Raw genomic sequence first — 16039 nt, 5'->3', positions numbered from 1 at the left:
CAAAAAATTTCATCGTTATGTTTTATAACTATTTTTCAACAACCCACTTTTTACGCATGAATCACTTGAACCGTATGGCATGCCTGGTTTTGATCAGCTGCCAGTTAGCCTTTCTGCCTGCGAATAGTCAGGACCGTTATGCCGGTATTATTCCGGCGCCTGTAGCCGTAAAGCATAGTGAAGGTAGCTTTACGTTAAGCCAGCAAACCATTATCAAAGCAGATAATCCCGCAGATAAAGCAGTCGTTTTTCTGACCAGCTATCTGCAGCATAACTGGAAGTTAAAGAACAAACAGGACACTATCGCGGCTACATCCGCTACTGTCATAGAACTCACCAGTAAAGGGGCGGAGAGCCTGCCTAAAGAAGGGTACAAACTAACGGTAACACCTACACGTGTAAGAATAGTAGGTAAAGATGCCGGGCTCTTTTATGGTATTCAGTCGCTGATCCAGCTGCTGCCTATTGATCCGTCACCTACCGCTAAACTGCCTTGTGTAGCTATTGAAGACCATCCCCGTTTTGGTTATCGTGGCGTAATGCTCGATGTGTCCCGTCACTTTTTCACCATAGCCGAAGTAAAAGACCTGATTGATCTGATGGCTGCGTATAAGTTGAACCGTTTCCACTGGCATCTGACCGATGACAATGGCTGGCGCATAGAAATTAAACAATTCCCGAAACTCACTACAGTAGGGGCCTGGCGCGTACCCCGCTACCTCGGTTATGGCAGCAACGAGGCGCCTCGACCCGGTGAAGAAGCTACTGATGGAGGTTTCTATACACAGGAAGAAATCAAAGCCGTGGTAAAATACGCGGCGGATCGCTACATACAGATACTGCCTGAAATAGATGTACCGGGCCACAGCCTGGCGGCCATTGCGGCTTACCCTGAACTGTGCTGCACAAAAGCCCGTGCCCAGGTAAACCCCGGCAGTAATTTTTCCAGGTGGTACGACAATGGTAAATATGAAATGCTGTTGGATAACTCCCTGAATCCGATCGATGAAAATGTATATCAATTCCTCGATAAGGTGTTTACAGAAGTAGCGGCATTATTTCCCTATGAATATATCCATATCGGTGGTGATGAATGTTTTAAAGGGTATTGGGAGAAAGATCCTGCCGTACAGGCTTTTATGCAAAAAATGAATTTCAAAAAGGCAGACGAAGTACAGAGCTATTTTACCGGCCGCATTGTTCAGTTGCTGAAGAAAAAAGGTAAGAAGGCGATTGGCTGGGATGAAATACTGGAAGGCGGACTGGCAAAAGATGCAGCGGTGATGAGCTGGAGAGGAGAAGAAGGGGGTATTGCTGCCGCAAAAATGAAGCATGAAGTGATCATGTCTCCTTCTACCAACGGATTATATTTTGATTATAATGAAGCGAATGCTGATTTGCTGCCAGCCAATAGAGGCGGCCGTCCTGCACTCTATGCTTATGATCCGGTTCCCAAGAGCCTGACGCCAGAGGAGCGCCCATTTATCCTGGGCGTGCAGGGAAATATCTGGACAGAATTTATTGCCACTATTCCCAGAATGCATTATATGATCCTGCTGCGTACACTCGCATTATCAGAAATGGCCTGGACGCCTATGAAAAATAAGGACTATCAAAACTTTTCAGAGATGAGGATGCCTAAGGAACTCGCGCGGTTCGACAAGCTAGGCTATAACTACCGCGTGCCTGCGCCGTACCTTCCTACTGATACGACCATGACCGGCGAAACGTTTTCCTTTAAGATGAAGCCATCTATTCCCGGTGCTAAAATTTACTTCACCCTGAATGGAAAAGTACCGGATATCACGGACAAGGAGTATGATAATTCCATGCGTTTTGTTGTTCCACCTAATGAAAAACGGGTGTTCCAGGCGATTGAAATAACACCTTCCGGGAAAAGAAGTACGGTAAGCAGGATCGTTTTGGAGTATAGTAAAATAAACGTAGAGATGTCTAATGTCAATATGCAGAGATAATGAGGAAATGTAAATTGCTCCTCCTGGTATTACTTGTATCGGGAAAGATAAATGCAACGGACAATAATATCACCCTGGTGCACTTGCAATGTGAATACCAGGAGCGTCCTTTAGGTATAACGGTCACGCACCCACGGTTTTCGTGGGAGCTGGTGTCAGCTAAGCGAGGCGTTATGCAAACCGCCTGGCATGTGCTGGTGGCGGATGATCCGGCTTTATTAAAACAACATACCGGTAATATCTGGGACTCGCACAAACAGGCGGGTCCCACGTCTGTTCAGGTGGCCTATGCTGGAAAGCCTTTGCAGGCGGCTAAAACCTATTACTGGTCTGTGCAGGTCTGGGATAATCAGGGAAACGTTTCTGTCTGGAGCGAGCCCGCTCAGTGGAAGATGGGGCTCCCCGAAAAAAAAGACTGGCATGACGCCACCTGGATCGCTTATGAAGAGCTGCCCTCCACGGTGAAGGTGCAGGGAAATACCGCCATCGTGAAAGGCCGGAATACCCTGCCATTATTGCGAAAGGAATTTACCGTAAAGAAAACCCTGAAACAGGCCACCCTGTACGTATCCGGGCTGGGGCAGTTTGAAATGAGCCTGAACGGCCAGAAAATCGGAGGGCATTTCCTTGATCCGGGATGGACGCAATACGACAAGCGTTCTCTCTACGTCACCTTCGACCTGACAACGCTGATTCAGCCTGGTAGCAATGCGCTGGGGGCAATGCTGGGCAACGGGTTTTACCATATTCCGGAAGAGCGCTACCGCAAATTATCAGGTACGTTCGGTTATCCTAAGATGATCTGCCGCCTGTTGCTGGAATATGCGGATGGCAGCACGGAAGATCTGGTTAGTGATTCCTCCTGGAAAACGGCTCCTGGTCCCATTACATTCAGCAGCATTTACGGTGGTGAAGACTATGATGCCAACCTGGAACAACCCGGCTGGAATCACCCCGGATTCAACGACCAGCACTGGAAGACGGCGTTGGCTGTCACCGGTCCCGAAAACCTCCAGCCACAAACGGCTGATCCGGTAAAAGTGATGGATACTTTTGCACCCAAAAAAATCACGCAACCTAAACCGGGCGTATGGGTGTATGACCTCGGACAAAACGCTTCCGGTATCCCGGATCTTACCGTTACCGGCCTTAAAGGAGCCCTCATCAAAATAACGCCTGGCGAACTGCTGGATGACAACGGATTAGTCACGCAGCAAGCTTCCGGTGGACCTGCTACATACGAGTATACGCTTAATGGAAATGGTACGGAAAAATGGCGCCCCCGGTTTTCGTACTATGGTTTCCGTTATCTGGAGGTGGAAGGCGGCGTGCCGGCTGCGGAGGAGAACCCGCAGCACTTGCCGGTACTGCAATCTGTACAGGGGCTTCATATCCGGAGTGCTGCTGCTACAGCGGGGAGCTTTATCTGCTCCAACGATATTTTTAACAGCACTTTTAACCTGATTAACTGGGCGGTGAAAAGTAATATGGTCAGCATATTTACAGATTGCCCGCATCGCGAAAAATTGGGATGGCTGGAAGAAGCGCACCTGATGGGCAACGCCATTCAATATAATTTCAATGTATCCAGGTTACTGCCGAAAATAACTGCTGATATGCAGGATGCCCAGCTCGACAACGGCATGGTGCCTGACATTGCGCCGGAGTATGTTGTTTTTCAGGGCGGCTTCCGGGATTCGCCGGAGTGGGGTAGTGCAGCCGTGATAGTGCCCTGGAATGCTTATCTGTGGTATGGCGATAAGAGGATACTGGAGGAGAACTACGCCATGATGCGTCAATACGTGAATTATCTCCGGGAAAAATCATTGAATGATACCCTCAGCTATGGCCTGGGCGACTGGTTCGACATCGGACCCAATGGCGTAGGGGAATCTCAAAATACGCCCAAAGGTATTACGGCCACGGCTTTTTATTACTACGATCTGAGCATCCTCGCCAAAACAGCGCAGGTATTGGGAAAGCGGGAAGATCTTCAAGGGTATGGACAACTGAAAGAGAAAGTAAGGAACGCGTTTAATAAATACTTCTTTGACAAAACCACGAAGCAATACGGTGGCGGTAGCCAAGCTTCCAATGCCCTGGCTGTATTTATGGAGCTGGTAGCGCCGGCAGACAAAGAAGCCGTGATAGACAATATTGTAACGGACATCACTAAACGAAATAATAGCCTGACTACCGGTGAAGTGGCCTATAGCTATTTGTTACGCGTATTGCAGGCCGCCGGAAAATCTGAATTGATTTATAAGATGAATGCCCGCTCAGATGTACCCGGGTACGGCTATCAGATAGCCCATGGCGCTACTGCGCTAACGGAGTCCTGGCAAGCTTATCGCTATGTGTCTAACAATCACCTGATGCTGGGGCACCTGATGGAATGGTTCTATAACAGCCTGGCAGGCATCCGTCAGGCGCCCGGCAGCATTGCCTTTAAGCAGATAGAAATTCATCCGCAGCCCGCCGGCGATGTTACGTACGCCCGTGCCAGTTATCAGTCGCCTTACGGTCGCATTGTCAGCGATTGGCGGAAAAATGAACGTACATTTGAATTGTCGGTGGAAATCCCCGTCAATACTACCGCTACTGTTTATCTGCCCACTACCGGATCTAAACATATCCAGGCAGATGGTAAGCCCATCAGCCAGATAAAGGAGATACGGTTTCTCCGGGAAGAAGGAGGGGAGTCGGTTTATGCGATCGGATCAGGTAAGTACCATTTCAGTGTGGTAAAATAGACTGGGACGATAGATGAGCGGACATATTTGTATTGTGCATGACCAATGCTAAGCGATGTCTGGATGAATAGACTTTACCTTTCTTCTGAATATTAAAAATTCAATCATCGTACATGATAAATAGATTACTGAAAAAAACAACAGTTTTGTTAGCACACTTTGGTTGTATCGGTAAATATCCACCGCAACATTCACCGCCAGAAAAACAATGCAAATGAACGGTATTCCTGAAAAGGTCAAAAAAGACAAAAAGTAATTATTTCTAATTTTTTCTATCAGATTCAGAAAGAACGTTAAAGCGCTAAACGTCATTACAATAAGATATATAATTGAAAGACCAAGGTTTAACAGTATATCGAGAATATGAAAAATTTTTTCCAGTAAAGTGGTGCCAGTTTCTTTTGTTTCGCTAATAGCAATCCTGTAAGCAAAATATAACAGAATACTTATCAAAAGATTAACCAGCCAAAATCTAAGTGTAATTTTTTTCATTTTTTATCCGTAAGGTTAGTCTTTACCATTCCATTGCGTCAATACCTGCGTTGTGCCTCCGCCGACATATACGTTTCCGTTTTGTATAAAGGCAAAAGGTCCTTCTGCAAAGTTAAGGTGATCAATATTGTGGCCTTTTGTCCAGCTGTTATTGAGTGGATTATATTCCCAACAGAAGCTGACTACATAGTTTTCATAGTAATCCGGATGGAGTACATACCCTTTCCCATTGAAACCGAAAGCCTTACTAAGGCTGACAGTTCCTCCCGGAAAATTGGCTACTCTGCTCCATGTGTCGAGCGACGGGTTGTAACGCCAGCAGGCATTTTCGGAACTTTCATTAACACCTCCGAGCACATACCCCTGCCCATTAACAACAAAGGTGCTACTTTCGGAGCGTCGCTGAGGTTCCGGAATTGAACTAATTTTCCTCCATTTGTCAGTATCTGTATTGTATTCATAAAAATCTTCCAGGTACTTCATTGACCACACATCAGGGATAACACCGAGGCCAATGTATAATTTATTACCAATGGCAAAGGAGGCGGCGCCCCAGCGTATGGGGCCAGGGAAGTCCGCTTTTCTTTTCCATGTATTTGTACCAGGAGCATATTCCCATAAAGCATTATTGGTACCACCGGTACATACATATGCGTTTTTACCGTTATCCAGTACTACGCTTCGGGAAACATCTATTTCAGCAGGAATAGGTCGACTAGTCCAGCTAAAGTCTTTTGGGTGGAATGCTGCTATGTAATAGGGAGAAGAACCTGTTTTTCTGTCGTTTACCAGTAGATAAGCCTGGTCGTTAATAACAAATGAGCCCGGATCGCGGATAAACCAGAAAGGAAGATTTGCTACCCTCAGCCAGGGATCTGTAAGTTCAAATGAAATAGGGTAGGTAATTTCCATATCCACTACTTTTACCTTTACCCAAGCTTTTCTTCTTGGAAAGGGGCCAAAAGGAACGGTTGCTTTTAGCTCAGTGGTACTGCCACTGATGAGCGTGGTGTTCTGATCTTCCATAGTCACCCTGTTACTCCATAACAGTGGATGGAAGTATTTGCCTGTAATGATTATTTGCGAATTAGTGGCACCGGAAGCCGGAACGGCGATAATTTCAGGACGCTTTAAGTGAATACTGTCTTTGCCAGCCGCAGTTTGTATTTGCGCAGAAACAAACAGCTTATCAGTGGCTTTGACCAGGTTATCCGGAATAATGACTTTTAATTCTGTTCTTTCTGCTGTTACTACCTGCATCGGAATATTTCCCCACAGGACCTTGTTTCCTTCTAAGTTTTTGTCAAAGTGCTCGCCTTTGATAACGACGGTATCCCGGAATGTTTGCTGATCTGTAAAACCGGTAATAATCGGGGTGTAAAGATGAAAACCTTTCAGACTGTCTTGTAGACTGAAATTAGATACCTTGATAAGCGGTTTATCAGTTGGCATCCCGGCAGGTACCACACAACTGATCACAGTGTCGTTTCGTTTAACGATATTTGAATAGATACCGGAAAATGCGACATAGATATAGCTTTGATCCAGGTCCTTGCCATACAGCTCAACGGTATCTCCAATATGAGCCTGTAGGTGAGATATGGAATCAAGGCGCAGGGGCCTGCTTCCATTGGAAATAAAATAACGGATTTCACCCGGTACAAAGGAGCTATCCTGTATTGCATAGGCGCGGTAGAAGTACTTTTTTCCTTTTTCAAGATCCCTGTTGATATTGAAATGGAAAGATCCATTTTTACCTGGTTTACCAAGCCTTACGTAACGCGGATACATTTTGAGCAAGCTATCTGTAGAATAGGCAAATCCATAATCTGATGCCTGTTGGTAATTGGTAAGTGAACCATATAATTCCGCACCGCCGATATCCGGGATGATCGAAGTATCAGTGGTAACTATCAATTTAATGGGGGACGGAGAAAGATCTGTCTTTCTATCCCGTTTACATGAAATAGCCAACGAGATAATTATTCCGATGGGCACAAGGCATTTCCTGGCTAACATAAATAATAAATATAGGTATGTATGACCCCGCAAAAGTAAAAAAAATGTGCCACAATAGGTGGCACATTTCAGGTGCAAGATAAATATGTTGATGCTGCTATCTACATCAGAAGGCCTGTTTTGCTATTTTGTAAATGGAATATATCTACCGCTTCGCATCTCTAACGCTAAAATGATACACCCCCGAACCAATGCTATACACCCACTGCTTCCCTTCTTTCCTCATCAAACGAACATCTTTCACCTTACTCACCGGTATACCATCAACAAACACGTTATTGCCAGAAGACACCGGTAGATAAACCATAGCTGTTGTATTCCCGGGTATCTCCGTTGTGAGCTCAAACAGGCCGTCCTGTTGTTTCCATTTACTGCTGATAGTGCCGTAAAGAGATTGGTAGCTGGCTTGCGCAAAGGTAATGCCGCCAACGGGCTGGGGATGTATAATAATGTGTTTAAAGGCATTGCTGTTTTCAGCCTGGTCTATTCCTGCGATGGTGTTGTAAAACCATTCCATCAGGTGGCCCAGCATCAGGTGGTTATTGGATACATTACGATAAGCCTGCCAGGACTCCGTTAGCGCGGTAGCGCCATGTTCCAGCTGGTAACCATATCCGGGCACATCTGTGCGGGCATTCATCTTATAAATCAATTCAGATTTTCCCGCGGACTGCAGTACACGTAACAGAAAGCTGTGGCTGATTTCACCAACAGTAATACTATTATTCCGCTGTTGAATATCTGTAATAATGTGCTTGATCACAGCGGCTTTATCAGTTAATGGTACCAATCCCATGTAAACCGGTAAGGCATTGGCTGCCTGACTGCCACTGATGTATTGTTGGTTTTTTTTATCGAAGAAGAATTGATTGAACGCGGTTTTTACTTTAGCCATTTGTGCCTGGTAGCGGCGGGCATCATCGTTGTATCCCAGTACCGCGGCTGTTTTGGCAAGGATGCTCAGATCGTAGTAGTAGAATGCGGTAGCGGTATTGCCTTTGGGCGTATTCTGCGATTCTCCTACGCCGTTGGGCCCTATATCGAACCAGTCACCCAGCCCAAAGCAGATGGTATCATTGACTGATTTACTTTTCAGGTAGGAAACGTATCGCTGCATCATGTGGTAGTTGTCGCGGAGTATTTCTTTATCGTTGTACCACCGCCAGGCATTCCACGGTACTATTACGGCGGCGCTGCCAAATTCAGGCGCATCCCGGAAGCCATCGACAAATTCCACGTATTCCGGAGCAATATCAGGCACCATGCCATTGGGAAGTTGGGCCTCCCGCATGTCGGCCGTTATTTTGCGGAGCAGGCGGGCTACATCGAAGTTATAAGAGATGGCGTTTCCCATCAGGTGTGCCTCTTCCAGCCATCCCAGTTTTTCACGATGCGGACAATCTGTGAATACGCTGGCCATATTACTTTTCACGGCCCAGTTGATCAGCCGGAAGATCCTGTTGAACAGTTCATAAGAACAGCTGAAATCTCCGGTAGTTGCCGCTGCATTGCGGGTATGCCATCCTGCGATGGTCTGTATTTCGGGCAGGTGAGAAGGATTGCTTTCCCCGGCTGGTACTGCCCCTTCTACCTGGAGGTAACGGAAACCATAGTACGAAAACAGCGGATGCCATTGTTCGGCGCCAACTCCCTTCAATGTGTATTGGTAGAGGCATGGACCGCCGGAAGCCTGTTGGGTGACAGCGCCATCTTCAGCCACCAGCTCTCCGGGTGTTATTTTCACGGTGCTGCCTTTGCTGCCAGTGACGGTAACAGCCGGAACGCCAGAGGCGTTCTGACCTAGGTCATATACCCATACGCCGGGGCGCGGTTGATATACTTTTATTGGTTTTAGTGTATCCATTACCTTTAGGGGATCTGCCTGCTGGCTTTGCAGATTGGTAGGACCGCTTACCACGATGGCCGTTTTCCAGGAGTTGTCATTGAAGAAAGATTGATCCCAGCCAGCCTGCTCCAGCGCTGCGTTGTAGTCTTCCCCGCCGTAAATGCTGCTGTAAACCACTGGACCTGATGCCGTTTTCCAGGTGGGATCACTGACGATGTTTTCGCTGCTGCCATCTTCATATTCCAGTAGCAGCCGGCATATCAGTTTAGGATATCCGAAGGTACCTTCCAGTTTGCGATAGCGCTCTTTGGGAATATGATAGAATCCGTTGCCCAGCATAACACCCAGTACATTGCCGCCTTGGTTGATTTGTTCTGTCAGGTCGAACGTGACATAGAGGGTCTTTTTATCGTATTGTGTCCAGCCCGGGTCCAGGAAGTGATCACCCACTTTATGGCCATTCAAACTCAGCTCAAACTGGCCCAATCCGGAGATATACAGGGTAGCCTGTTTCACCGGTTTTTGCACAGAAAATGCTTTGCGTAACAATGGCAATGTGTTCCGGCTGCTGGCATTGGTAGTACGCTGCTGGTGATTATCTCCCGCCAGCGCTTCAAATGCAATCCAGGCAGCGTGATGCCAATCGGGGTAATCGCGCAATCCCATTTTCCATTTCGCGGGCTCACTCCAGGAGGTTTGTCCTTTGTTGTCCCACACCCTGACTTTCCAGTAATAAGTTTTGGTGGATTGCAGTGGTTGCCCGGAAAAAGGAATCTGTATGGATTGGCCACTGGCCTGACGCCGGGAATCCCAGATGTTACCGGTGTTTTTCCGCAACAGATCCGGATCATCTGATACCAGTATCTGATAAGCCGTTTGCAGTACGCCGCGTGCGGCAGCTGCCAACTCCCAGGATAAATAGGGGTTGGCAGTTGTTATTCCCAGTGGGTCTTTTTGATAGTCGCATTTCAACTGAATGACGCGGGTACTGTCTTTCCCGGTAGCATTGACATTGTTCACACAGAGAAGGCATGCTGCTGCCAGTATATATCTTAACATGGATACTCGTTACTTTTTATTTTCTAAAACCACCTTGGTGACTGCACTTCGTTTTCCTGACGGCGTAACAACAATGGTCTGAAAGGTTCTTTTTTCATCCGGAGGAATGATAAACACCGGCGCGTTCACAAATTCACGATCGTTGATGCCGGGTGTACTGCCATCCAGGGTAAAGTAGATCTTAGCTCCTGGTATGGCAGGTTTCAGGTGAAAGGAAAAACGTTCCCCCTTCAACGTTGTATCTGCCGGAAGGAAGGCAACGGGCACCCGGTAGTTGTAACCCAGCTGATCGAACTTTGCCAGATGTTGAGGCAACCTGTTCTCAGAGAAACTATGGTAATCTTTATTATTAGTAGCTGTCCAACCTATTTCCGCTAATGCCATTAAGCGGGGAAGCGTCATGTATTGGATCTTCTGAACGGTGAGGATGAATTCTGTCCATATGTTGCCTTGTACGCCCAGGATATAGGGTTGTTCACTGGTGGTGAGTGCGTGGGGAACAGGGTCGTAATCATAAAATTTGGAGGACCCGCCGGCGCTGGCAGGCAGCAGGTCTGCGGCGGATTGGCCGTAATCGAAGTACAGCCCGTTGGTGGAAGGCGACATAATCACTTCATGTTTCAATTTAGCGGCTTCAATACCTCCGTTTTCTCCTCTCCAGCTCATCACGGCGGCATCACTGGCAAGGCCACCTTCCAGGATTTCATCCCAGCCAATCACCTTCTTACCTTTTTGCTTCAGCAGCTGAACAATGCGGCTGGTAAAATAGCTTTGTACTTCTTCGCTGTTTTTAAGTTGTTTTTCTTTCATCAATGCCTGTACGCCGGCATTTTTCTCCCAGAATCCTTTATAACATTCGTCGCCGCCAATATGGATGTATTCATAAGGAAAAAGCGCTGCTATTTCAGTGAATACATCGTCGAGGAACTGATACACTTTTTCATTGGCCGGATTGAGGGTGTTGTCGAGTAGTATCTCAAATTTGCCGTTGCCATACCAACGGGAGAAGTTAGTGCCAGGATTTACTTTGGCACTGGTATCCTGGGTGCAGGAAAGCTCCGGGTAGGCCGCAATGGCAGCCAGGCTATGGCCTGGGACATCTATTTCCGGCAGTATCTGTATATACCGGTCGGCGGCATATTTTACAACGGACCGGATTTCTTCCTGTGTATAGAAACCACCGTCGGTGGCGGCTTCTCCGGGTAGCGGGTCTTCGTTGGCGCCATAGTGCAGGTAGCGGGGAACACGCCAGGCGCCTACAGACGTGAGCCTGGGATATTTTTTTATTTCTACGCGCCAGCCGTTGTCGTCTGTCAGGTGCCAGTGGAACCGGTTGAGTTTATAGGCCGCCATCAGGTCTATCAGGTCTTTCACTTCTGGTATGGTGAAGAAATGTCTGGACACATCCAGCATCAGGCCACGGTAACCAAATCGCGGGGCATCTTCTATTGTTAGGCAGGGAAGTGTAGCGTTACCGTTGATGGCCACCGGAAACAGCTGTAGCAGTGATTGAACGCCGTAAAAAAGACCGGCTCCTTTGCCGGTAACAGTAATACGTTGGGGCGTAATCGTTAGTTGATATCCTTCGGGTGGTAATGATTCCGCGCCTTTACTGGTTAGTTCAATTACGTTAGCTTTTCCGGTACCTGCTTTATCCAGATAAGTACGTAGTAGTTGGGCCGCCTTGTCTGCGGAGCCAACGTTTTTTATGGTAGTCTGACGGCTCACGATAAAGGAGCCGCTTTGATATTGTACTTTCAATGGCGCAGGAATGGTGCCGGCATAACGGTCCGGCGCCTGCGCCATACTCCGTAGGCCCGTTAATGTGAGTAACAACGGTAAGGTGTATACGATTTGATGCTTTAAAAGGGTGTAAAGTCTCATAGTAAATCTGGTTTTATGGGCTTATTTCCCGGGGTGGAACCGGGTATTGTTTTCATACCAGTTGATGCCCTTTTCGCGATGTACGGGGATCACCGTATACATCAGCTTGGGCGGTTGTTGCCAGTCTTTCATCGGGTCGAAGCTGCTCAGTGGAAGTTTTACCAGTAAGCTGTTCCAACCTTTCTTCACTTTTACAGTCGTAGGTGGCCGGTACGAGAAACCTTCATTTACGAGCGGGTCTTCCAGTCGCCCTGCTTCCCGGCCGGGCACGGCCCACACCGGTGGTGGAATCAATGCATTGTTCAGCCATATCCGGCTCTTCATATAGTCCCATTCTCCTGCCGGTGGGGTGGCATCCGCACCGGATCTGGAAAGATCTTTCAACTCCGTAAACAGGGTAAGCGTGGTATCACTATTGCTCCAGAAACGGGTGAACGCATACCAGGTAGTATTTTCTTTGGGTGCAGGTAACCAGCCAGTGGTGCCCATAAAAGAATGGGTATGCCAAAGCCAGATGGTACCGCCGGTAACCCGCAGCGCCGCTGTTGAGTCGGCCAGTGACACCTGTTTTCCTTCAGGCCAGAAGGTAGTGGTCAGCTCACCTTTATTTTCAAATGGACCAAATAGTTTCCAATGTATTCCGGTTTGTTTTACATACGGAAAGGGCAACTGCGAAAAGTACTGCTGTTTATGCAGCAGCAGTCGTGCTTCAAATGCGGCAAAGTCTTTCGCCCTTTGAGAACTATCTTCTCCAATATAAAACATAACTCCCGGATATCCACCACCCCGCCAGCTGCGTTCTGCAAAAGCTAACATGGACGGATATACAGGTGTCATCGAGAGCAGGTCTGTTTCCCGGGCAGCGCGACGGTCGCTCCACAGGCAAATTTCCGCCCCCAGCATACTTTCATCTCCCCGTGTACGCTCACCTATCTGCCGGTTGAAAATAGTGACTACGCTATTCAACGGATCAAGGTCGCTGAGATAAAGAGAACGGGAATCGATATACCTGATGGCCGGATTACCGATCTTCTCGTCCCGCCACATTTGCCGGATGGTGCTGCCAGGATCTCCACCCGGCGCCCAGGTAATTACTTCTTTACCATGCCGGTGAATAATTTCCGCTATGTGGGGCAATAAATCTTTGTTGCTGATACCTACTTCGTCGGCGCCGATATGGATAAACGGAATATTGTAAGTGCCTGCCACTTCATCGATCACTTCAGCAATAATGCGGCTTCCTTTTTCACTTTGCATGTCTTCTCCGGTAGCCTTTCGAAAAGCGGTGCTGTGACCGGGAATATCTATTTCAGGCACCAGGGTGATAAAGCGGTCCTTGCAATATTGAATCAGCTCTTTCACGGCTGCTATGGAATAAAACTGTCCTTTATTCCGGGTCATGCTTTCAGGGCTGGTAAGCTCCGGATGCCCAGCCACCTGTAGCCTCCAGGCCACGTCCTCCGTCAGGTGGAAGTGGAAAATATTTATTTTGTAGCGGGCCATGATGTCGATCTGCTGCTTCAGCTGTGTAACAGATTGGAAGTTCCGTCCCACATCTACCATATAACCTCGCCATCTGTAGGCGGGATAGTCTGTGATGTTACAACCTTGCAAGGTATGGCGTGCAGTGATGAGCTGATATAATGTTTGCAGCCCATTGAAAATGCCGTGAGCCGTATTCGCGGAAACGACTACACGTTTTTCGGTCACCAGCAGATGGTAGGCTTCTTCCTGTAAATAATCAGCAGGTACAGGATTCAATTGTAGCTGAATGGTGTAGTCGCCGGTGGCAGCAGATTTGATGGGCGCCTTCACACCATATGTTGCCAGTATCCCTGCCAGTGTCCGGGCCTGCATGACGAGGGAATCTTCACTGGCTACTATTTCCCGGCATCTGGACAACGGAAACTGCTCCGCTGTCCAGGTGACCGATTGCGGCAGGGGTATGACTGCCGGATGTTGTAGGGCTTGTAGCTGCCCATAGGTTAACAGCAACAAAATGATAGCCGGCATACGGCGAAAAGGTTTCCTGATACATTGTTTCACTTAAAAAAATTTAACGTTGAACTGATGAATGGATGTATAGCAGATGTGGCATCTATCTTCCTATAAATTCCTATGGTTTACTGGTAGCATAATCCGTATAAAAGGTATCAATGCTCATGGAGTCCGGTAGAAAAACGGTACGGTACTGAAAGGGGCTACCGGACTTTATATCTTTGATGGTGGAGGTGTTTCTACTCACCGGGAAACTGTTCACCTGTTCGATATCCAGCACGTTAGTATATTTTACCTGGGTAGCACAGGCGCCGTTGGAGATATCTGCGCTGCTCCAGGTGATCACTACTGAATCGGGATAATACATGGTTCCCAGTATCATCCTGCTAAGCAAACCTGATTGATAGATATCTCCGTAGCTTGTTCCGAATACTTCTGTGGGCACGGACGAGTGGCCCAGGGCGTCATAAGTTTTGATGATAAAAGAGTAAGTTTTTTCCGGAAGATCAGGGATGATACAACTGACGGTATCTCCGGTCGGCGGAACGGCGACGGCGATAGAATCCGTGTAGTTGTTCCAGAAAACCTTTGCGGCCACTACGCTGGGATCTGCATTTCTCAGCCAGTTGATCTTAACCCGGTTACGCCCGGAATGTACCTGTGGCTGATTGGCTTTTCCTGCGTAGAAAATACCATCCGGTACCACAAATTTTCTATAGGTGCTGTCCATTTTTTTGCAGGCGGTCAATGCCAGCAATGCCATATATAACAGGAGAATATTACAAGCTGTTTTTTCCATGTTGGGTAATTTTAAATTTTCGGATCAGGGTACAATTTGTCCCCATAGATCGAGTTCTGCGATGACGATCGCTCTTGGTGAATCATATGCTTCCAGTGTTTTGAAACGTATATACCGCACGGCAGGCACCAAATGATCGAAGGTGAAATCTTCTCCATGGAACCAGGCGTAATTCATGTCTTCGGCGGAGTTGTTGCCCATCGGTAACCCGGAAGGTTTGAACGAATTAAAGGTGCCCAGTAGTTCCCAGTTTGCCCAGCTGCCGTCAGGGCTGGGATTATTGGTGCCCCATAGTTCAAATCTCTTTACAGCACCGCCGGCATAGAGGTGATCATATCTGAACTGGTGTTCAATGATACGACTGATGATTACTTTTTGGCCGATATCAATGGTGAACCACTGTGGTATTGTGGAAGCATTGGTAGAGGCAAATACGTTGTCGTACCAATCGATCTTGTTATCCCACAAGTGATCGATGGTCAGGTTGAAGTAAGCTTGCCAGGTATCGGTAGGAAGCTTCAGCAGATTCCAGGTGTTTTTGGGAATGGACACTTCGTATATGGGTTTCAGTGGTTTGATCATCGTATCCGATTTATTATTCCACCGGTCTCTTACAAATACGGCGAATCTTCTGGCGGTAGTATCGAATCCTCTGACAGAAAAGTTACCGGAAGGAGCGGCGGTGTAAAAGGTGTTGATGGTCGTCCAGGTATTTTGTCCGGTGGAGTCGAGCATAACGGTGATGGCCAGGTTATCCTTCGCATCATTCCGGAAAGAGATCTGTACACCGCCGAAAGTGGCGGCCATGGCCAGCGAAGCAAATGTGGTGAGTACCGGCGCCAATAATGGTTTTACGGAGACCTCTACCGGCGCAGAAGCTTTTTCATTTCTGCCAACGCTGAAGAGTTGCACTTTATGAAGGGCGGTATCACCAAAGCCTGTCAGATGCAGCGTGTCTGTAAAATAGGAAGCTTTGGTTTCCCGCACGTTGCCCGGTCTGGTTTCATATACTGCTTTTACATATGACAGATGTTGATCTGTTGGCAGTTTGTAAGTAACAATCGCGCCGCCAGGTACAGCGGTTACCTGTACATTGTTTATCTGTGCAGGCGCCGGTGCATTGGAATCTGTGTATTCGATCCGGCCATCTTTTTTACAGGACAAGCATCCGAGCAAAAGAGCGGAGAGGATAATATGTTGCAATGATTTCATA

The 16039-nt window shown here is 47.6% G+C and carries 8 protein-coding genes; 2 read left to right on the top strand and 6 right to left on the bottom strand.

The genetic code is table 11. From position 1 onward, the window contains the following. Nucleotides 1–56: 56 nt before the first annotated feature. Complete coding sequence (locus tag AC1DFM_RS24485; protein WP_477079401.1) at nucleotides 57–1976, top strand: family 20 glycosylhydrolase; 1920 nt, start codon at nucleotides 57–59, stop codon at nucleotides 1974–1976. Continuing rightward, the gene (locus tag AC1DFM_RS24480; protein WP_477079400.1) at nucleotides 1976–4729 is read left to right on the top strand and encodes a family 78 glycoside hydrolase catalytic domain; all 2754 of its coding nucleotides are present in this window, start codon (nucleotides 1976–1978) and stop codon (nucleotides 4727–4729) included. The genes AC1DFM_RS24485 and AC1DFM_RS24480 overlap by 1 nt, the downstream gene beginning before the upstream one ends. A gap of 507 nt (nucleotides 4730–5236) precedes the next feature. On the opposite strand, the gene AC1DFM_RS24475 is transcribed toward AC1DFM_RS24480, so the two are convergent. From AC1DFM_RS24475 to AC1DFM_RS24450, 6 genes are all read right to left on the bottom strand, one after another. Then, nucleotides 5237–7195 carry a Kelch repeat-containing protein gene (locus AC1DFM_RS24475; protein ID WP_477079399.1) on the bottom strand — a complete coding sequence of 653 codons (1959 nt, stop codon included), beginning with the start codon at nucleotides 7193–7195 and terminating at the stop codon, nucleotides 5237–5239. Between the two features lie 190 nt (nucleotides 7196–7385). Further along, on the bottom strand, nucleotides 7386–10145 hold the full coding sequence (locus tag AC1DFM_RS24470; RefSeq protein WP_477079398.1) for a glycoside hydrolase family 78 protein: 2760 nt from the start codon (nucleotides 10143–10145) through the stop codon (nucleotides 7386–7388). A 9-nt stretch (nucleotides 10146–10154) separates the two neighbouring features. Then, complete coding sequence (locus AC1DFM_RS24465; protein ID WP_477079397.1) at nucleotides 10155–12029, bottom strand: family 20 glycosylhydrolase; 1875 nt, start codon at nucleotides 12027–12029, stop codon at nucleotides 10155–10157. A 21-nt stretch (nucleotides 12030–12050) separates the two neighbouring features. Continuing rightward, the gene (locus AC1DFM_RS24460) at nucleotides 12051–14042 is read right to left on the bottom strand and encodes a family 20 glycosylhydrolase (RefSeq protein ID WP_477079396.1); all 1992 of its coding nucleotides are present in this window, start codon (nucleotides 14040–14042) and stop codon (nucleotides 12051–12053) included. A 103-nt stretch (nucleotides 14043–14145) separates the two neighbouring features. Next, complete coding sequence (locus tag AC1DFM_RS24455) at nucleotides 14146–14826, bottom strand: DUF4998 domain-containing protein (RefSeq protein WP_477079395.1); 681 nt, start codon at nucleotides 14824–14826, stop codon at nucleotides 14146–14148. Nucleotides 14827–14850: 24 nt separating this feature from the next. Beyond that, a complete protein-coding gene (locus tag AC1DFM_RS24450) occupies nucleotides 14851–16038 on the bottom strand; it encodes a DUF5000 domain-containing lipoprotein (RefSeq protein WP_477079394.1) in 1188 nt (395 codons plus the stop codon). Nucleotide 16039: the final 1 nt, after the last annotated feature.

This window comes from Chitinophaga sp. 05T412 (assembly GCF_056396465.1).
The sequence above is the reverse complement of the archived record's forward strand: the minus strand, read 5'-3'. Positions and strand labels throughout refer to the sequence as shown.